Here is an 18,980-nt window from a genome sequence, read left to right as displayed (position 1 = left end):
CCGTGCTGCTAGGCGGTCGGGGAAAGGAGGGTGTCCTCCGGTTTGCGCGCCGTGGGCTGGGTGCTGCCGGCGACGATCAGGGCGAGTAAGACCGCGGCCGCCTCGCTCTGCAGGATCCGGGCGGCCTGCTTCAACCGGCCGGGATCGGGGACCGGGATGGACAGGGCCACGCATTCCGCGTTCGGGCCCGCGGTGATCGGCACCGCCGCGCACACCGTGCCGAGCGCGTACTCCTGCAGGTCGAGGAGGGGGGCGTTGGGCGGGCGGGTGTCGAGCTGGTGGAAGAGGTCCTGCTGGCTGGTGAGGGTGTGGGCGGTGAAACGGGTGAGCCGGTGGCGGGCCAGGTGGTCCTTCCTGTCGTCGTAGTGGAGCTGGGTGAGCAGCGCCTTGCCCACCGCGGAGGCGTGGGCGGCGGCGCGGAAGTCGACCCACTCCTCGACCACGGGGGTGGCGGGGCCGTCGGCGTACTGGGTGATGGAGACCTCGCCGTCGGTGTAGCGGGCGACGTAGACGGCTGCGCCGACCGCGTCCCGCACCCAGGCGAGGGTCTCGCGCAGGTGCCCTCGGCCCTCTCCGTTCACCGAGTCGGCCAGGAGGAGCGCGTGGCCGGCGAGGTAGGCATCCGGTCCTATCGGGGTGGCCAGGTTGGCGCGGATCAGCTGTTCCACGGCGCGCGCCAGGACCAGCTGCGGCAGCTTCGTCTCGCGGGCGATCTGCGTCAGGTTCACCCCGCCCGAGAAGCGGTTGATGACTTCCAGGACGCGCAGCGCCTGGTGGACGGATTCCAGCGCGGCGGGCGCCGGGCGTCCTTCCGGGGTCTTACGGGCCGCGTGGGTCAGGTGGGGCTGTTTGAGCGCTTCCAGCGCCCAGGCGTTCGCCTCCTCCGTCAGGTGCAGGGGGTTGAGCCGGGCGTTCTGCGCGACGGCGACCGCGACCTGCGGGCCGGGGGTGAAGACCTCCCCCAGGTCGGGGTGTTCCTCGTACGGGCGGGCGGTGAGGGCCTGGCGCAGGCGTGCGGGGAGCCTGAGAGGGGGGCGTCCGGCCCGGCCGGGGCCGGCGGCGAGGGCGGTCAGGTCCTGGGTGGTGATGGGCGGCGAGGTCCAGATGACCGAGGCTCCGAGGGCCTCTTCGAGGTGTTCCGGGGCCGGCGGCAGGGTCGGCAGGTGCTCGTCGGGTGGCAGGGTCCGGGCCTGGCGCTTCCAGTAGCGGGCGGTGGCGACCTCGGCGCGGGCGAGGTGGTGGAGGTAGAGGCAGCGTGCGGCGGTCTGCGAGCCCGCACCGGCCGCGTACTGGAACCAGAACTGCGCGCCGTCCGTACGGTCGGCCAGGTGCAGCAGGCAGCCGAAGAGCAGCGCCGAGTCCGTGCCGTGGGGCCAGGAGCCGGCGTCCAGGGCGCGTTCGGCGAAGTCCCGGCTCTCCACGAGGGACCACGTGAGGTCGTCCAGGCCGCGGGCGGCCCGCACGTGGCAGGCGGCGTCCAGGACGAGGTCGTCGGTGGCGGCCGGGGCCGGCTGCCCCCGGGCGGGCAGGAGTTTGGCGGTGGTGGTTCCGATCGCCGAGCGGGCGCGGTCGGCGACGATCCGGCGGGCGATCCGGCGCCGGGCGGCCCCCTCGTCGTATCCGGCGTACTCCTCCGCGAGTACCGTCGCGTCCTCCAGGGCCGCGTCCAGTTCGCACAGCGGCATGTCACGGTCGCAGGGCATGTCGCTCACTGGTCCTTCTCCTCTCCGGGGATCCAGTCGACCCCGAGCTTGCGGGACAGGGTTCGGCGTGCGCCGCGGATGTGCGAGCGGACGGTCGCGGGGGTGATCCCCATCATCCGGGCGACGGTGTCGGAGTCGTTGCCGAGGAGGAAGGCCAGCAGCACCACGTCGTACTGTCGTTCGGACAGGCCGGCGATCGCCGCGTACAGTCCGAGCTTCGACTCCAGCAGTTCCAGTCGTTCTCTCGAGGACCGGCGCAGCGCGGCGAACCACGCCGTCTCCACCATGGCCACCTGCCGGCCCAGGACCGCCAGCCGCCGCTCGACGTGCTCGCGCAGCACCGCCCAGGCGAAGCCGTGGAGGCTCGCCTCCTTCAGCGCCTGGCGCCACACCTTCAGCAGGAAGGTGAACACGTCGTCGACGACTTCCTCGGCGTCCTTCGGGTTGCCGAGCTGCAGGTGGGCGTAGCGCAGATAGGCGCGGTGCTGCTGGGAGTGGAACGCGGTGAACTCCACCGGAAGGACTCCGGCCAGCTCGCTCGAGACCGCCTGGTCCCCCGATGGATCGAATTCGCCTTCGCTCATACGCTCCCCCACAGCTGTTCAGCGCTCCCCGCCGGGGTGGCGGAGAGCTCACGGTGGCGGGCCGGGGGAACGGCGAGGCGGTGCGGGGAGGTTGGCCCGTCCGCTCCCGTCCGTGCTCCCGCGCCCGGCAGGCGCACGCGCGCCCTGAACCCATCGGCCAGGTCGACGGCATCGGCCACGCCGACCACTTCGGCCACGAGAAAATCGACTACGAGACATACAAGAGGTGCGAGACAACGGACCGCGGTGGCGGCTAACAGCGCGAGGGCGACCGTCTCGGCAACATTCACTTCGGCGCGGAACCTTCCAAGTGGACCATGCGTAAATCGGCGTGCCTGCCCCCGGACCAGCAGCCGAGGAGCGCCAGGCACGCTCCCACTCACCACCCCATCGGAAACCGAGCCGGATCGTGCAAGCCGGTCCGGGAAAATCTTCAGAAGGAAGCGCATCCGCCTCCCCGCGCGCCCTGGTCCGCCCGCGCACGCCCCCGGCACACCCGTCCGCGCGGCCTTCGCCGAAGTGCGCCCGCGCGGGCTCGGCAGGGGCTCTCCCAGGGGCGCCACCGCTGTTTCTTTCACACGATCGGATGCTGCTACGGCCCCATCCGGTGGGACACGTCCCGACTCCCCCTTCCCCGGGCGCGGATACCTGCATGGTGGGTCCAGCTTTCGGCGCCCCGGTGATCCGCGCGCGCCCGTCGAAGAGGAAGGGCCCGTATCCGAATGGCGTTCGCGAGGAGTCTGCTGCCCGCCGTGCTCTCCCTGGCCCTGACCGGTGTACCCGCCGCGCTCCCGGACGCCGCGGCCTCCTCGGCCGCGGCGCCCGCGGCGGCCGCCGTGATCTACGACGGTCAGGTCCGCCACGAGACCGCTCTGTTCAGCGTGAAGTCCACCAACAACGCGGCGGCCCAGGAGTTCGCGGTGACCGGCACCCGGCTCTCGCGGGTGAGCGTCTGGCTGGCGAGCGGGGCGGCGACGGGCACCGTGACCGCCCAGATCCGCCGGGTGCGCACGGACGCGGGGTCGGCGATCGCGTCGAGGACCCTGAACCTCGCCACCCTCGGCGGCGCCGGAGCCGGCTGGGTCGAATTCCCGGTCGACGCCGCCGTCACCCCGGGTACCACGTACTACCTGTTCCTCCAGGCGACCACCGCGGAGAACAAGCCGATCGCCTGGTACGGCACCACGCGGTCCGTGCCCGGCTCGCTGACCAGCTGGAACTACGACCGGGCGTACTGGGGCGGCTGGCACGCCTACGCCTCCCGGCTGGCCTTCCACGTCAATCCCACCGGCAGCGAGCGCTGCGGGGAGACCGAGCCCTGCTACGTACCGACTTCGGCGCTCGCGGCCCGTACGTCGGGCCTGCTGACCAACCGGGTGGCCACCGAGGCCGTCCTGCCCTCCTTCGCCGTGGGCGCCTCCTACGTCGACGGGAGCAACGTGCTGCGCCTGCCCTCCGGCCGGTGGCGGTACCTGCCCGACGGGGCCTCGGCGTCGGCCGTCGTCGGGGCGGACGACCCGGGCGCCCTGGCACAGATCACCGAGAGCCGCGCGTGGCTGGCCGCGGGCAGGGTGCCGGGTACCACCGCCGTGCAGCGGGCCGCGGCGCAGCGCGCCCTGCTGTCGATGCGGGCGCTGCTGAAGCCCAACGGGGCGTTCGCCGCGGCGTGGTCGCCGCCCTGGGAGTACTCGTGGCCGCGGGACGGCGCCTTCGCCGCGGCCGCGTTCGCCGCCACGGGGCACGACGAGGAGGCGTACCGGATCCTGGACTACGACGCGCTGACCCAGCGGGCGGACGGGACCTGGGAGGCCCGTACCAAGCTGGACGGCAGCGGACCGCCGGACGCGCGCAAGTGGCAGCTGGACGGCAACGGCTGGGTGCCCTGGGCGACGTGGCAGTGGTACCAGGCGGCCCCGCCCGTCGGCCGGGACGAACGGCTGGGCCGGCTCTACCCGATGGTGCGGAAGGCGGCCGACTACGCGGCGCGTTCCCTCGGGCCGGACGGGCTGCCTCCGGCCTCCCCGGACTACTGGGAGCTGGACACGACGACCGCCAACATCGGTACGGCCGCGCCGCTGCTGGCCGGGCTCAACGCCGCCGCCGACCTCGCCGACCGACAGGGCATGAGCGGGGACGCGGAGCGCTGGGCGGACGCGGCCCGGCGGCTGTCCGCCGCGATCGCCACGCACTTCGCCCCGCTGGGCTACCAGCGGACCGTCGACGGAAGGCACGGCCGGGACAGTGCGGTGGCCTTCATGGCGCCCCCGTTCAACGCCGCCCCGGCCGATCTCGGCGGGGCGCTGGACTCCACCTACCGGGCGCTGCTGCTGCCCAACGGCGGCGTCTCGCCGGGCAACGACCCCTCCTTCAGCTGGGGTTCGTACGCGTGGACGGCCAGCACCTCCTTCTTCGCCCTCGCCTGGTCCGGTACGGGCGAGCAGGCGAGGGCCGGCCGGGTGCTCGACTGGGTGCTGTCCAAGCGCAACGGGCTGGGCGAGCTCCCCGAAACGGTGAACGGGGCCGGGCTGCCGTCGTCGGTCGCGCCCCTGGGCTGGACGGACTCGCTGCTGGTGCTCACCGCGCTGGCCCTGGAGGGCTCTCCGCAGCCGACCCCGCCGGCGCGGGCGGTCACGGGCGGCCGCGGGCCCGGCGGGAATCCGACGCCCGGACCCGGCAGGGCGGCCGCGGATTCAGTAACGTGATCCGCCTCTGAACGCGGTTCACGTGCACGGTGCTTCGTCGGGAGGCGGTCATGCGGGGCGGAACGGTTGCGGTGGTCGGCGGAAGCATCGCGGGATGCGCCGTCGCCACTGCGGTGGCGCGGGCGGGTGCCGGCGAGGTCGTGGTGCTGGAGCGCACGCGCGGGCGGCTCGAGGACCGGGGCGTGGGCCTCTGCATCCACAACGAGCGGGCCGTGGAGCTCGGCGCGAGCGGGGCCCTGCCCGCGGGGATCGCGGCGCACCGGCTGGAGCGGCGCCGCTGGGTGGTGCGGGACGAGGCCTCCGGGCCGGGCGGGCGGACGGTGTGGGAGCAGCCGTTCCCCTTCCATTCCTACCACTGGGGACTGCTGTGGCGCGGGCTCCGCGCGTCGGTCCCGGATTCGGTGGTCTACCGGCAGGGTGAGGCGGTGACGGGTGTCGGGCCGGCCGGGGACGCGGGCGCCGAGGTGCGGCTCGCGGGCGGCTCCGTCGAGCGGTTCGACCTGGTCGTCGGCGCCGACGGGTACCGGTCGGTGGTGCGCGAGGCGCTCTGTCCGCGGTCCCGGCCGCACTACGCCGGGTACGTGTGCTGGCGCGGGAACTTCGACGCGGCGCTGCTGGCGGGGCTGGGCAGTGACGCGGACTCGGTGCCGGAGGCGGTGACCACGATCTGCTTCGCGGGCGGCAGCTGCGTGGTCTACCGCATCCCCGGGCCGGACGGGCCGCGGGTGAACTGGGTGCTCTACGCCCCTCCGCCGCGCGGCGGAGGGCTCCGCTTCGACGACCCGACGAGCTTCCCGCCGGGCGGTCTGACCCCCGGACTGGCGGATCACCTCGGGGCGTTGCTCGACCGGGAGTTTCCGCCGTACTGGGGGCGGGCGCTCGCGCTGACGGCTCCGGAGGACACCTTCGTCCAGCCCATCTACGACCTGGAGACCGCCCCCACCGCCGCGGGCCGGCTGCTGCTGGCGGGCGACGCGGCCACCGTCGTACGCCCGCACAACACGAGCGGGGCCGCGAAGGCCCTGCAGGACGCCACCGCCCTCGCCGAGGGGTGGCGGCGCGCCGGGTCGTTCGAGGAACTGCTGCGCGGCTACGAGCAGTCCCGCGGGGCGGCCGGACGCGATCTGGTCGCGCTGGCCCGCCGGCTGGGCCGGGCCCAGGTCGAGGAGACCCCGTCCTGGGCGGCCATGAACGGCGGCGAGATGGCGGCGTGGTGGCAGGGCCAACTCGCCGGCGCCCCGGGCATCGGGGGCCAGGCAATGACCCCGTAGCCCCGACCCGACGGCCGGCCACCAGCCGCCATCGGCTACCGCTACCGGCTACCGGCCGCCGATGACCGTGTTGCTGGTGATCGTGCCGTCCGCGCCGGAGACGGTGACCGCGTGGCGGACGCCGTCCGGTCCGAGGACCACGGCCAGCCAGGCGCTGCCTCCGCCGTCCTGCGCGATCACGCGCAGGCTCTCGACCTTCCCGCCCGTCACGGTCGCGGCGGCCTTGTCGGCCGCCTCGCCGATGGCCAGCGAGGGCAGGGGCGCCGGGGCGGCCTTGTGCAGCCCGCCCCTGCCGGCGGGGGCGTCCGGTGCGCCGGGGCCGACGGGCTCCGCGCGCCGCTCGGACGCCTCCGGACCGCCGCGGTCGCCCTTGAACACGTGCGGCGGCACGCCCTCCGGGCCGCGCTTGAACCCGCCCTTCTCGCCGGGCTCGGCCCGGACGACGCGCGGGCCCCGGTCCCTGTGGTGGTCGTGGTCGGCCACTGCGGCCACCGCCACTCCCCCGCCGACGACCACCACGGCCGCGCCCGCCGCCACCCAGCGGGCGGTCTTCGTACGCGGCACCAGGCGGCCCAGATCCGCTCGCTTGCGGGCTCCGGCCTCCGGCGCGTTCTCGGGCTGCTCGGTCGGCGGGACGGAATCAGACATACAGGCGCTCCTCAGTACAACCGGGCACCGCGCCCGGCTCGTTCCCGAGCATGCTGAGCGGATGCTGAAGCCCCGCTGAAGCCACCTGAAGACCTCTTCAGCCAGGCGCGGGCGGGGCCTGAGATCCTGTCCGGCATGCGCGTACTGGTGGTGGAGGACGAACGACGGCTGGCCGTGGCCCTGCAGCGGGGGCTCCAGTCGGAGGGGTTCTCGGTGGACGTGGCCCACGACGGGCCCCAGGGCCTGTGGATGGCCACGGAGCACGACTACGACCTGATCGTGCTCGACATCATGCTGCCCGGGCTGAACGGCTACCGGGTCTGCTCGAAGCTGCGCGCCGCCGGCAACGAGTCGGGGATCCTGATGCTCACGGCGAAGGACGGGGAGTACGACGAGGCGGAGGCCCTGGACACCGGCGCCGACGACTTCCTGTCCAAGCCGTTCTCCTACCTCGTCCTGGTCGCCCGGCTGCGCGCGCTCGGGCGGCGTACGGGCCGCAGGCGCCCCCAGGTGATGCGCTTCGGCGACCTGGTGCTCGACCCGGCCCGGCACTCCTGTTCCCGGGGCGGCACGGAGATCCGGCTGACCGCACGGGAGTTCGCGGTGCTGGAGTACCTGGCCCGGCGCTCGGGCGAGGTGGTGCCCAAGCGGGACATACTGGAACAGGTGTGGGACAGCGCCTTCGACGGCGATCCCAACGTCGTCGAGGTCCACGTCAGCGCGGTGCGCCGCAAGATCGACGCGCCGTTCGGCCGCGCCGCGCTGGAGACCGTACGGGGTGCCGGGTACCGGCTGGCGGTCGACGGTGGCTGAGCGGCCCGGGGCGCGGCCCGGTCCCCTATCCCGCCTCCTCCGCCGGGCGGGCGCCGCCCTGCGCGCGGTCGCGGTCGCGGCCCTGAGCCGGTGGCCCGGGCTGCGGAGGCTGTGGCCCACCACCGTACGGGCCCGGGCCACCGTGGGGGCCAGCGTGGTGGTGGCCGCGGCGCTGTCCCTCGCCTCGTTCGCCCTGCTCGGGCTGCTCGAGGGCAACCTGATGCGCAACGCGGAGAACGACGCCCGGCGGCAGGCCGAGACGGTGGCCCAGCTCGCCGCCACCGGGAAGCTCGGGCGCGTGCGCGCGCCCGCCCGCGGCGTCGAGTTCGTCCAGGTGGTGAGCGCCGACGGGCGGGTGCTGTTCGCCAGCCCGAACCTGCTGGACGTACCCCCGTTGCCGCCGGCCACCCCCGGCCTGCCGGGGCCCCGCGTCCACACGTGGAAGGTCCGCCCGTTCGGCGGCGAACACCGTCAGCGGGTCGTCCAGGTCATCACGGACACCCCCGACGGTCCGGCGACCGTCTACGCCGGCGCCTCGCTGCGGGACGCGGACGCGGCCGACGACACGACGACCGCCGCCCTCGTCATCGGCATGCCCCTGCTGCTGGCCACCGTAGCCCTGGTGACCTGGAGGGTCACCGGTCATGCGCTGAGGCCGGTGGAGGAGATCCGCGCCGAGGTCGCCGCGATCTCCGACCGCGACCTGCACCGCAGGGTGCCGGTCCCGGCCACCCGCGACGAGGTCGCCCGCCTGGCGGAGACGATGAACGCCACCCTGGACCGGCTGGAGGCGTCCGGCATCCGCCAGCGGCAGTTCATCGCCGACGCCTCGCACGAACTGCGCAGTCCCATCACCGTCGTGCGCACGCAGCTGGAGGTGGCCCTGGCCGTCCGGGACCCCGAGCTGTGGCCCGAGCTGATCGGCGGGGCCCTGGAGGACATCGAACGGCTCCAGCACCTGGCGGCCGATCTGCTGCTGCTCGCCCGGATCGACGCGGCCCAGCCCGTGGCGGCCGTCCCGCTGGACCTGACCGCCCTCGTGCGGGAGGCGGTGGAGGGCCGCCTCGGCGACCGCGTCCCCGTACGGACGGACCTCGAAGCGGATGTCGAGGTCACAGCGAGCGCACTGTGGCTCGGCCGGGTCGTCACCAACCTCGTCGACAACGCGCAGCGCTACGCCGACCGGACCGTCGACGTCACCCTGCTCACCACCGCACGCGGCGCGGTGCTGGAGGTCGTCGACGACGGGCCGGGTATCCCCGCGGCCGACCGGGAACGGGTCTTCGAACGGTTCACCCGGCTCGACGACGCACGCAGCCGTGACCACGGCGGAGCGGGCCTGGGCCTCGCCATCGCGCGTGACCTGAGCAGGCACCACGGCGGAACGCTGACGGCCGAGGACTGCGCGAGCGGCGCCCGGCTGGTGCTCGGGCTGCCGCTGACACAGCCGGGCTGACGGCGGTCCGCCCGTGTCCGGGTGCGGCGCGTCCTAACTCGTCCAGGAACGCGTCCTACTTGTCCAGGAAGAGGAGCTCGTCGGAGCGGCGGGTCATCCGCAGGGTCTTGCCGTCGTCGCTGATGTCGATCAGCCTGTGCAGTCCGGTCTTGGTCTTGCCGTCCGGCAGGATGCGGTACTCGTCGCCGGCTCCGGCGAGGTAGGCGGAGAATCCCGCGAGCGAGGTGATGCCCGCGTCGGAGTCCAGGTAGTCCTTGAGCCGGCGGAACAGCTTGGGCAGGATGACCGACCCCGTGATGTCGTCCGTGATCGACTCGATACCGGAGATCAACGCCCCGTCGGTGGTCTTGTCCTCGGCCCACAGCCCTCTGGGCGGCGCGGCATCACGTGCCTCGCGGGCGGCGGCCTGGAGGACTTCGCGCAGGTATCCGGGCAGGCCGGGATAGAACATCGGATAGGCCAGACCGTCCTCGACCAGACGGTAGTTGGCGCTCTTCTTCATCAGGCCTTCGTCGACCGAGACCTCGTAGCCGCTGTACACGGGCTGGCGGACGCTGCCGTCGAAGACCAGCGCGATGCAGCGGCCGTAGGCGTCGGCGCCGCTGGTGAGGATGAAGCCGGGCACCTGGACGGGAACGGTGGTCACGGTTTCGTTCTCGTGCCGGTCGATGCTGGTGAATCCGAGGTGCTTCAGCAGTGCGTCGCCGGCCTGGTGCCCGAACTTCCTCGGCTGGTGGCGTTCCGGACCGTAGCCCGGCTTCTTGTAGTGCGTCTCCAGGGCGTCCACGCCCTCCAGGCGTACGGCGGCGCGTCCGTCCGCCTTGGGCACGACCTTGGCGCGGCCGCCCACGAGCTTCCAGTCCGCCACGTCGTCCGGGACGAACGGGAGGGTGTCGCCGTCCGGCTCGGCATTGCCGTCCACCCGGAACGACCCTTTGATCAGCAACATGGACATGATGACTCCCGGGGATGAGACGGATTGTCACTTTCCGTGGTGAATCATCACTCACAGTACACATCGTTCCCGGAAAAATGTGGTGCCCCGCCCCGGTCCGCTCCCTAGACTCGCCGTACGCGCTGCCGAAACGGCACTGCGCGCCTCATGCCGAGTCCGAAGAGAAGGGGAGCAGCGCCATGTGCACGTACCGCACCGCCGCCTTCGCTCCCCCGTCCCGGTACGACGTGATCCCGGTGTCTCGTGACGCTCGGTGCCGGCTGCGCGGCCGTCACCGTATGCCCGTGACGCACTTTTAGGTCCCCTCCCCTCCCCCGCCTTCCGTACGCCACCGCCTGACCGGACCCGTTCCGGGCCACGGGCGGGACGGCCGTCCACGGCTGCCGGGCGCGGGTGACGGGGCTGTCGTCGGGGAATTCGCGCCGCCCTCTTCATCTCTTCACTCGAAAGGCCTCGGGCCATGCGCGCCAACGGGCGACCCCTCACCACCACTTCCCCCTCCGCCGTCCGGAATCTGGGCATCCTCGCCCACGTGGACGCCGGCAAGACCACGATCACCGAGCGCATCCTGTTCGCGACCGGTGCCACCCACAAGCGGGGCGAGGTCCAAGCCGGAACGACCGTCACCGACTACGACCCCCAGGAACGCGACCGCGGCATCACCATCTTCGCCGCGGCCGTGAGCTGCACCTGGGAGGGACATCGGATCAACCTGATCGACACCCCGGGACACGTCGACTTCTCCGACGAGGTCGAGCGTTCCCTGCGGGTGCTGGACGGGGCCGTCGCGGTGTTCGACGCCGTCGCCGGAGTCGAGCCGCAGAGCGAGTCGGTGTGGCGGCAGGCCGACCGGCACGGTGTGCCGCGGATCGCGTTCGTCAACAAGCTCGACCGGGCCGGCGCCGACCTCGACAATGCGGTCGCGTCGATCCGCCGACGGCTGGGCGCCGTACCCCTCGTGGTGCAGCTGCCCATCGGCCGGGAGAACGCGTTCACGGGCGTCGTCGACCTGCTGGGGATGCGCGCGCTGCAGTGGCACGCCGGCTCCGACACGTACGAGACGGGTCCGGTCCCCGAGCCGCTGCGCGAGGAGGCCGACCGGCGGCGCCGGCTCCTGGAGGAAACGGTGGCGGAGCTGCACGCCGACGCGCTGGAGGAGTTCTGTGCCACCTCGGCGCTGACCGGGCGGACGCTGGCCCGCGCCCTGCGGGAGCTGACCCTGCGCGGGGACGGCGTGGTGGTGCTGTGCGGCTCGGCGTACCGCAACCGCGGGGTCGAACCGCTCCTGGACGCGGTCCTGGCGTACCTGCCCTCGCCCGCCGACATGCCGCCCGTACGGGGGATGGCGGACGGCGCGGAGCAGGAGCGCGCACCCGATCCGGCGGGGCCGTTCACGGCCCTCGCCTTCAAGGTGACGGCGACCGCGACCGGTCGGCTCACCTATCTGCGGGTGTACGCGGGCACCTTGCGCAAGGGCGCGACCGTACTGGACCCGGCCACCGGCCGGACGGAGCGGATCGGCCGGATCCTGCGGGTCCAGGCGGACCGGCACGAGGAACGGGAGGAGGCGGTCGCCGGTGACATCGTCGCCGTGATCGGGCTGAAGGCCGCGCGGGCGGGCACGACCCTGTGCGCGCCGGGGGCTCCGCTGGTCCTCGAACCGCCCTCGGTGGCCGCACCGGTGGTGTCGGTCGCGGTCGAGGCCCGTCGCAGCATCGACACCGGGCGGCTCTCGGCGGCCCTGGCGCGGCTCGCCGAGGAGGACCCTTCGCTGGTGGTGCGGTCCGACGCGGAGACCGGGCAGACCGTGCTGTCGGGGATGGGTGAACTGCACCTGGAGGTCGCGGTGGAGAAGATCCGCAGCGGCCACGGGGTGGAGGTCGTCGTCGGCCGGCCGCAGGTCTCCTACCGGGAGACCGTCGTGCGCGGGGTGACGGGCCTGGTCTACCGGCACGTCAAACAGGACGGTGGAGCGGGCCAGTTCGCGCACGTCGTCCTCGACGTCGAGCCGTTGGAGGAGGAGGGCTTCGAGTTCCGGTCGGCGGTCGTCGGCGGGCGCGTGCCGCAGGAGTACGCGCGCGCCGTGGAGGCCGGCTGCCGGGACGCCCTCGCCGAGGGCCCGCTGGGCGGCCATCCGGTGACGGGGCTGCGGGTCACGCTCACCGACGGGGCGACCCACTCCAAGGACTCCTCGGAGATGGCGTTCCGGGCGGCGGGCCGGTTCGCGCTGCGCGAGGCGCTGCGCCTCAGCACAGTGGAACTGCTGGAGCCGGTCGTCGAGGTGACGGTGACCGTGCCCGAGGACGGGGTGGGGGGCGTGCTGGGTGATCTGGCGGCCCGCCGCGGCCGGGTCTCGGGGTCCACGGCGCAGTCCGGGACCGCGGTGATCACCGCGTCCGTGCCCCTGGCCGAGCTCTTCGGCTACGCGTCGCGGCTGCGCGGCCGCACCCAGGGCCGGGGCACCTTCACCACCCGTCCGGCCGGTCTCGCGCCGGTACCGGCCTCGGTCGCGGCGGCCCTGCCGGCCCGCTGACCGCGCGGCGCGCGCCGCGCCGTCGCGAGCCGGGCCCTCCCGGCCCGCCCCGCTCCCGTTCTCCGGGGGCGGGGCGGGCCGGTGCGCTCGCGCTAGTCTGCGGAGGCCCCTCGGGTCCCCGCAGACAGACAAGGTGAACATGTTCGAGCCGGTGCAGGACAATCCCTATCCCGACAGCCACGTCCTGGGCGAGGGCCCCGAGCCGCACCCGCTGCTGCGGCCCGTGCTGCCCCTACTGGGGCGTTGGCACGGCCGGGGTCAGGGCGAATACCCGACGCTGGAGAAGGACTTCCGCTACGAGCAGGAGATCACCTTCAGCCACGACGGCCGCCCTTTCCTGCGCTACGAGGCGCGCGCGTGGCTGATCGACGACTCCGGGGCCCCGGTCCGGCCGGCGGGACGTGAGGCGGGCTGGTGGCGGGTGACGCCCGACGCCTCCCTGGAGGTCGTGCTCGCGCACCCGACCGGCATCGTCGAGACGTACGTCGGACGGGTGTCCGGCACGTCCGGTACCTCCGGTACGGAGATCGAGATGGAGATCGAGACCAAGGACGTATCGCTGACCCCGCTGGCCAAGGAGGTCACCGGCACGCGGCGCCGCTACACCGTCGGCGCCGGGGAGATGACGGTCCTTCACGACATGGCGGCGGTGGGTCAGCCCCTGCAGCACCACCTCACGACGCACCTGCGCCGGCGCCCGCCGGCGTAGGCGCGGTGGGAATCACCCGGGTGCCCGGCACGGGCTGCGGGTGCTCCCGTCGGCGCCGCCGCATAGTCGTGGGAGGCCCCGCGACGGCGGCGCCGCACCGGAGGGAGTGATGGTGGTGGAGGTCGGACGACGCGCCGCGCTCGCGGCGCTGTTGGCCGCAGGGCTCGTACCCTGCTCCGGTGCCACGGCGGCGCAGCCCCCTGCGCGGGCCGCGGGCGAACCGGCGGCGGGCACACCGGCCGTGGGCCGTCCGGCCGCCGGTGCTCCGGCCGCCGGTGCTCCGGCCGCCGGTGCTCCGGCCGCCGGTCCGCGCCCGCCGGCCTCGCTCCTCGGCAGTGAGATCCGCCGACTGCCCACCTCGCGCAAAGTCATCGCGCTCACCTTCAACGCCGCGTGGGACGAGGCCGGGCTCGACACCGTGCTGGCCGAACTGCGGCGGCGGAAGCTGCCCGCCACCTTCTTCCCGACCGGGGGGTTCGCCGACGCCCACCCCGCGGCGGTCCGCGCCATGGGCGCCGCCCACGGCCTCGGCAACCACTCGTACAGCCACCCCTACTTCGGCGAGATCAGTACGGCGGAGCGCACCGAGGAGGTGCGGCGCGCGGACGCGGCGATCCGGACGGCATCGGGGACCGAGCCGCTGCCGTTCTTCCGCTTCCCCTACAGCTCCACCACCCGGCAGTCCGTCGCCGACGTCAACGCCCTGGGCTACGCGGCGATCGAGTTCACCGCCGACACCAACGGCTACCTCGGCCCGAAGGGCGGCATGACCGTGGACGAGGCGGTCGAGCGGGCCGTCGACGCCTTCACCCCCGGAGCGATCATCCAGATGCACGTCGGCAGCAGCGGCGACGGCGTCGTCCTCGACGCCGACGCCCTCCCGCTGATCATCGACGCGGCCCGGGCCGAGGGCTACGAGGTCATCGACCTGCGCGAGTTCCTGATTCCGTAGGCGTCCTGGGCGCAGGAGCGGTGCGGCGCGCGTACCGGCGGGCCGCGAGACCCCAGGACAGCCCGAAGCACAGCCAGTACGGCGACCACAGCAGCAGGTCCCAGCAGGCCAGGGTGCGCGCGAGGTCCAGGTGCGCCGGGGGTACGGAGGCCCGGCCGGCCAGCAGCCACAGGTCGCCGGCGAACCCGTAGCCCAGCAGTCCGACCGCGCGCGCCACCATGAACGTGCAGCCCGCCCAGGCCCCGGCGAGCAGCACCGCGCGCCGGACCCCGCCGTGCGGTCCGAAGCGGCCGCGCAGGTGGAGGGCCGCGGCCATGCCCACCACGGCGAGCGCCACCGACAGCCAGTGTTCGGTCACCGTGTTCCCGGCGCGATCGAGCAACTGGGACCGGGCCGCGGCCGGTAGCGGGGTCTGACGTGCGAGGACCGCGCCCCCGAGGGCCCAGTCGAGCTTCATCGCCCCGTACCCGAAGGAGCACCAGAAGGCCGTACGGGCCGCCTGCGCACCGCTCCGGTCGGCGGCCGTCATCGTACGGACTCCGCGCGCGTGCGCCGGTGGTAGGACACGATCACCACGCACCAGGCGGCGAGTTGAGCCGCTCCCCCGAGGCCGTCGGCCACCGCGGCCCATCCGCCGGACAGCACGTCGAGTCCCTGGCGCCGCAGGGTGACCGCCATCCCGAGCGACTGCAGCAGCAGGCCGAGGGCGAGGGCGCCGAGCAGCGCCCAGCGGGGGATCCACCGTCCCCGGCGGGCGACGGTCGCCGCGACCACCGCCGCCGCCACGACGCCGAGGAGCGCGTTGCCCGCCTGCGCCGCCGCGGGGTGCTCGAAGCGTGCCCGCACGGCCTCGGGCGCGGGGCTGCCGGGCATGCCGATCTCCCCGCGCGCCGCCATGTACAGCTTCAGCCCCGCGTACAGCAGCATGTACGCGACGGCGAAGGCCGCGGCCAGCCGTACGAGACGGCCCGCGGGCGCGGGCCGAGCGGGCGTGAACAGCATCCGGCGCGCTCTGTCCGCGTACTCGTCGAGGATCATGTCCTCAGGGTGGGCGGCGCGGTCCGCCGCGCACGTCATGCCCGGGGAGCATCCTCCTCCCCCGAACGGTGGAGGGGTCCCGGCCGGTCGGGGACGTCTTCGGCCGGGGCCGGAATCGGGGCGGGAGTCGGTGCCTTGCGTGCGCAGCCGATCCGCCGGCGGAAGACCCAGTACGTCCAGGCCTGGTAGGCGATGACCACGGGTGCGCCGCAGGCCGCGACCCAGGTGAGGATCCTCAGCGTGTACGGGCCGGCCGCCGCGCCCGCGACGGTCATGCTCCGGTCCGGGCCGGTGGACGAGGGCAGGACATCGGGGAACAGTGCCAGGAAGCAGCCCGCGACCACCGTGGCGACGGCCAGCGCGGACAGGGCGAACGCCCGGCCCTCCCGCGCCGGCTCCCGGTGGGGTCCGGAGCGTGGTGCGGTCGTGGTGCTCATGGGTCCACGTTCCGCCGCGGCCGCGGGCGCCGGTAGCGGCAACAGGCCGATGGGTCCATAGGATGGTTCTATGCCACTGCCTCCCCGTGTCCCCGATCTCGCCGCCCTCGACCTGCTGCTCAGCGTCATCGAACTGGGCAGTCTCGGCAGGGCCGCCGAGGCGCACGGCATCAGCCAGCCGTCGGCCAGTTCCCGCATCCGCTACCTGGAGAAGCTGGTCGGCCTGCCCGTCCTGGAGCGGACGACGCTCGGTTCCCGGCCCACGCCGGCCGGCGCGCTGATCGCCGAGTGGGCGGGGACGGTGATCGAGGCGGCGCAGCAGTTGGGTGCGGGGATCGACACCCTGCGGGAGCAGCGCGACTCGCGGCTGCACGTGGCGGCCAGCCAGACCGTCGCCGAGTACCTGTTCCCGAAGTGGCTGGTGGCGCTGCGGGCGTCCGCCGCCGTCCCGGCCGCCGTCACCCTGGAGTCGGGGAACTCGGCCGGGGTGGCGCAGGCGGTCCTGGAGGGCCGGGCCGGGATCGGCTTCATCGAGAGCCCGCGGGCGCCGAAGGGGCTGGAGAGCCGCCCGGTGGCCGTGGACCGCCTGGTCGTCGTGGTGGCGCCCGGGCATCCCTGGGCCCGGCGTTCCGCGATCACCCTGGAGGAGCTGGCGGCCACGCCGCTCGTCCAGCGCGAGGCCGGCTCGGGGACCCGTACGTCCTTCGAGCGGGCCGTCACCGCCCGCATGCCCGACTGGCGGCGGCCCGGGCCCCTGCTGGAGCTCTCCTCCACGACGGCCATCAAGACGGCGGCGGCCGCCGGGGTCGGGCCGGCCGTGGTCAGCTCGCTGGCCGTGTCCGTGGAACGCGCGTCGGGCACCTTGAAGTCCCCCGCCGTGGCCGGCTTCGACATGACCCGCTCCCTGCGCGCCGTATGGCCCCAGGGGCAGCGGCCGGCCGGACCGGCGCGGGACCTGTACGCGATCGCGCGGCGGGCCGGCGCGGGGGCCGGCACCGGCGGCACCGGCGGCATCGAGGGGTCATAGAACGAACCTATGGATGCATCGACCGGCTGGTGCTACCGGCGCGGAACTCCCGGGCGGAGGGTGGAGTCAAGAAAAGCTCCCCCCGATGAAGCAGGGACACCATGTACACCCTCCTCTTCCTCTTGATCTTCTTGTGCGTCGTGGCGGTGGTCCGCGACTGGCCGGCCCGGGCCCGGATGCCCCTGTGGACGGGAACCCTGATCGTCACGGTGCTGGCGTTCCTGCCCCACGTCATCGACCACACCTTCCACATCGCCCTCTGAACACCGCGTTCCGGAGGAGGAGACCTCTCATGAGCACCACCACCCTGACCCCCGAACCCGCCGCCACCACCGCCGCCACCGCGGCCGGCGTTCCGGCCCGGCTCTCCCACCGCCTGGGCCTCTGGTTCGCCCACGCCTACGTCATCGGCCTCTGCGGCACCCTGGCCGGCGCCTACTTCTTCCAGTTCGGGCTGTGGGAGTACCCCTGCCCCATGTGTCTGCTCCAGCGCATGTTCTTCCTGCTCAGCGCACTGGGCCCGGCCTGGATCATCGCCCGCTCCCGCAAGGGGGCCATGACCACCGGCGAGTGGACCTCCGGCTGGGGCTGGGCGATCCTGGCCGCCGTGACCGGCAGTACCGTCTCCGCCGCCCAGGTCCTGATGCACATCGTGCCCCCGGACCCCGGCTACGCCGGCGCCCTGTTCGGCCTGCACCTCTACACCTGGGCCCTGATCACCTTCCTGGCCGCCGCCGTGACCGCCGCGGCCGCACTCTTCCTGACCCCTTCCAGCGAACCCCTGGACGCCGGACTCACCTCCCCCGCCCTGCGCCGGGCCGGCGTGGTCACCCTCGCCGTGCTCGTCGTCTTCGCCGCCAGCAACCTGCTCGCCTGCTTCCTCCTCCAGGGCTTCCACTGGCAGATGCCCGGCGACCCCACCGGATACCGGTTCTTCACCGACCTCGGCCGCTGAACCCCTCCGGCCCGGATTCCCCCCGCCCCGCCCCGCCCCGATTCCCCGGCCCTCCCGGCCGGGGAATCGGGCGTGGGCGGCCACGGCTCGTCGCGGGGGTCGGTTATCGTCCGTCACTCAACCGACTGATCGGCACAGGGGGATGCAGCAGGTGAGCGAGAAAGACGTGCTGGCGCGGAGCTTCGAGGAACACCGGCCCCATCTGCGGGCGGTGGCCTACCGGATGCTGGGCTCGCTCAGCGAGGCGGAGGACGCCGTACAGGAGGCCTGGCTCAGACTGAGCCGCTCCGACGCGGGTGCGGTGGAGAACCTGGGCGGCTGGCTGACCACCGTGGTCGGCCGGGTGTGCCTGGACATGCTGCGCTCGCGGACCACGCGGCGCGAGGATCCACTGCACGACCAGGACGGGCAGGTCCGCATCCCCGACCCGGTCGTCAGCCGGGCCGACGGCCTCGACCCCGAGCAGGAGGTGCTCCTGGCCGACTCGGTCGGCATCGCCCTCATGGTCGTCCTGGAGACGCTCGCCCCCGCCGAGCGCTTGGCCTTCGTCCTGCACGACCTGTTCGCCGTCCCCTTCGACGACATCGCCCCCGTCCTGGGGCGCTCCGCGGCCACGACCCGGCAGCTCGCCAGCCGCGCCCGGCGCCGCGTCCAGGGCGCGGCGCCCGCCCCGGACCCCGACCGGGCCCGGCTGCGGGCGGTCGTCGACGCCTTCCTCGCCGCCTCGCGCGGCGGGGACTTCGACGCGCTGGTCGCCGTCCTCGACCCGGATGTCGTGGCCCGCTCCGACGGCGGCGCGCTGCGCCCGGGCCTGGTCCGCCGCGGCGCGGCCGACGTCGCCTCCCAGGCGATCACCTTCGCGCGGTTCGCGGCGGCGGCCCGTCCCGTGCTGGTCAACGGGATCCCCGGAGTGGTCGCGACGGCGGAGGGCCGGGCGATCTCGGTCATGGCGTTCACCATCCAGGACGGCAGGATCACCGCGCTCGACATCCTCACCGACCCCGAGCGCCTCGCGCGCATCGACCTGAGCGTCCTGGAGGACTGAGCCGCCACGCCGGCAACGACCGTACGGTGCGCGGGGCTGTCCCGCCCCGCGCACCGCACGGTGACGCGGCCGTACGGCTCTGCGCCCGCCCGGCGAGGGAGACTTCGGACCCCGAGCCGGGCATCGGCGCGCGGAGCCGCTTGCCGTGCGAA

General features: G+C 73.9%; 18 protein-coding genes. 11 read left to right on the top strand and 7 right to left on the bottom strand.

Annotated features, from left to right (window positions below; translation table 11 throughout):
* Window positions 1-8 precede the first annotated feature (8 nt).
* Both ACIPYQ_RS14430 and ACIPYQ_RS14425 read right to left on the bottom strand, forming a co-directional pair.
* On the bottom strand, window positions 9-839 hold the full coding sequence (locus ACIPYQ_RS14430; RefSeq protein ID WP_401250870.1) for an IclR family transcriptional regulator C-terminal domain-containing protein: 831 nt from the start codon (window positions 837-839) through the stop codon (window positions 9-11).
* An 869-nt stretch (window positions 840-1,708) separates the two neighbouring features.
* A complete protein-coding gene (locus ACIPYQ_RS14425; protein WP_319732568.1) occupies window positions 1,709-2,287 on the bottom strand; it encodes a sigma-70 family RNA polymerase sigma factor in 579 nt (192 codons plus the stop codon).
* 722 nt (window positions 2,288-3,009) lie between these two features.
* On the opposite strand from ACIPYQ_RS14425, the gene ACIPYQ_RS14420 reads away from it, so the two are divergent.
* Together ACIPYQ_RS14420 and ACIPYQ_RS14415 are read left to right on the top strand one after the other, a co-directional pair.
* Window positions 3,010-4,989, top strand: a complete 1,980-nt coding sequence (locus ACIPYQ_RS14420) for a hypothetical protein (RefSeq protein ID WP_401250372.1) — start codon at window positions 3,010-3,012, stop codon at window positions 4,987-4,989.
* Window positions 4,990-5,039: 50 nt separating this feature from the next.
* On the top strand, window positions 5,040-6,260 hold the full coding sequence (locus ACIPYQ_RS14415; protein WP_401250370.1) for an FAD-dependent monooxygenase: 1,221 nt from the start codon (window positions 5,040-5,042) through the stop codon (window positions 6,258-6,260).
* A gap of 48 nt (window positions 6,261-6,308) precedes the next feature.
* Here ACIPYQ_RS14415 and ACIPYQ_RS14410 read toward each other — a convergent pair whose 3' ends face one another.
* Window positions 6,309-6,908 (bottom strand): hypothetical protein, encoded by a 600-nt coding sequence (locus ACIPYQ_RS14410; RefSeq protein ID WP_401250367.1) that lies wholly within the window; start codon window positions 6,906-6,908, stop codon window positions 6,309-6,311.
* A gap of 135 nt (window positions 6,909-7,043) precedes the next feature.
* Between ACIPYQ_RS14410 and ACIPYQ_RS14405 the strand changes: the two genes are divergently transcribed.
* Both ACIPYQ_RS14405 and ACIPYQ_RS14400 read left to right on the top strand, forming a co-directional pair.
* Complete coding sequence (locus ACIPYQ_RS14405; RefSeq protein WP_319720920.1) at window positions 7,044-7,721, top strand: response regulator transcription factor; 678 nt, start codon at window positions 7,044-7,046, stop codon at window positions 7,719-7,721.
* Between the two features lie 100 nt (window positions 7,722-7,821).
* Window positions 7,822-9,177, top strand: coding sequence for a sensor histidine kinase (locus ACIPYQ_RS14400; protein ID WP_401250866.1), 1,356 nt, complete (start codon window positions 7,822-7,824; stop codon window positions 9,175-9,177).
* Window positions 9,178-9,232: 55 nt separating this feature from the next.
* On the opposite strand, the gene ACIPYQ_RS14395 is transcribed toward ACIPYQ_RS14400, so the two are convergent.
* Window positions 9,233-10,132, bottom strand: a complete 900-nt coding sequence (locus ACIPYQ_RS14395; protein WP_401250364.1) for a thermonuclease family protein — start codon at window positions 10,130-10,132, stop codon at window positions 9,233-9,235.
* Window positions 10,133-10,592: 460 nt separating this feature from the next.
* Between ACIPYQ_RS14395 and fusA the strand changes: the two genes are divergently transcribed.
* The 3 genes from fusA (at window position 10,593) to ACIPYQ_RS14380 (ending at window position 14,326) form a co-directional block, all read left to right on the top strand.
* Complete coding sequence (fusA, locus tag ACIPYQ_RS14390) at window positions 10,593-12,665, top strand: elongation factor G (protein ID WP_401250361.1); 2,073 nt, start codon at window positions 10,593-10,595, stop codon at window positions 12,663-12,665.
* Window positions 12,666-12,804: 139 nt separating this feature from the next.
* Window positions 12,805-13,374 (top strand): FABP family protein, encoded by a 570-nt coding sequence (locus ACIPYQ_RS14385; RefSeq protein WP_401250358.1) that lies wholly within the window; start codon window positions 12,805-12,807, stop codon window positions 13,372-13,374.
* Window positions 13,375-13,489: 115 nt separating this feature from the next.
* Window positions 13,490-14,326 carry a polysaccharide deacetylase family protein gene (locus ACIPYQ_RS14380; protein ID WP_401250355.1) on the top strand — a complete coding sequence of 279 codons (837 nt, stop codon included), beginning with the start codon at window positions 13,490-13,492 and terminating at the stop codon, window positions 14,324-14,326.
* Here the strand turns inward: ACIPYQ_RS14380 and ACIPYQ_RS14375 are convergent.
* From ACIPYQ_RS14375 to ACIPYQ_RS14365, 3 genes are read right to left on the bottom strand one after another with little or no spacing between them, the layout of a single operon-like run.
* The gene (locus tag ACIPYQ_RS14375; RefSeq protein WP_401250352.1) at window positions 14,295-14,855 is read right to left on the bottom strand and encodes a hypothetical protein; all 561 of its coding nucleotides are present in this window, start codon (window positions 14,853-14,855) and stop codon (window positions 14,295-14,297) included. The genes ACIPYQ_RS14380 and ACIPYQ_RS14375 overlap by 32 nt on opposite strands.
* Window positions 14,852-15,364 (bottom strand): hypothetical protein, encoded by a 513-nt coding sequence (locus ACIPYQ_RS14370; protein WP_401250350.1) that lies wholly within the window; start codon window positions 15,362-15,364, stop codon window positions 14,852-14,854. Before ACIPYQ_RS14370 ends, ACIPYQ_RS14375 begins: the two co-directional genes overlap by 4 nt.
* 35 nt (window positions 15,365-15,399) lie before the next feature.
* Complete coding sequence (locus ACIPYQ_RS14365; RefSeq protein WP_401250347.1) at window positions 15,400-15,801, bottom strand: cytochrome d ubiquinol oxidase subunit II; 402 nt, start codon at window positions 15,799-15,801, stop codon at window positions 15,400-15,402.
* 70 nt (window positions 15,802-15,871) lie between these two features.
* Here ACIPYQ_RS14365 and ACIPYQ_RS14360 point away from each other — a divergent pair, with 70 nt between their 5' ends.
* The 4 genes from ACIPYQ_RS14360 to sigJ all read left to right on the top strand — a co-directional run bounded on the left by ACIPYQ_RS14360 (window position 15,872) and on the right by sigJ (window position 18,828).
* Window positions 15,872-16,828 carry a LysR family transcriptional regulator gene (locus ACIPYQ_RS14360; RefSeq protein WP_401250344.1) on the top strand — a complete coding sequence of 319 codons (957 nt, stop codon included), beginning with the start codon at window positions 15,872-15,874 and terminating at the stop codon, window positions 16,826-16,828.
* Window positions 16,829-16,929: 101 nt separating this feature from the next.
* A complete protein-coding gene (locus tag ACIPYQ_RS14355) occupies window positions 16,930-17,091 on the top strand; it encodes a hypothetical protein (protein ID WP_361760690.1) in 162 nt (53 codons plus the stop codon).
* A 29-nt stretch (window positions 17,092-17,120) separates the two neighbouring features.
* A complete protein-coding gene (locus ACIPYQ_RS14350) occupies window positions 17,121-17,783 on the top strand; it encodes a disulfide bond formation protein B (protein WP_401250340.1) in 663 nt (220 codons plus the stop codon).
* A 151-nt stretch (window positions 17,784-17,934) separates the two neighbouring features.
* Window positions 17,935-18,828, top strand: coding sequence for an RNA polymerase sigma factor SigJ (sigJ, locus tag ACIPYQ_RS14345; RefSeq protein ID WP_361760684.1), 894 nt, complete (start codon window positions 17,935-17,937; stop codon window positions 18,826-18,828).
* Window positions 18,829-18,980: the final 152 nt, after the last annotated feature.

It is taken from the genome of Streptomyces sp. NPDC090045, from assembly GCF_044747975.1.
GTDB lineage: Bacteria > Actinomycetota > Actinomycetes > Streptomycetales > Streptomycetaceae > Streptomyces.
This window is presented reverse-complemented; position numbering and strand designations above follow the sequence as displayed.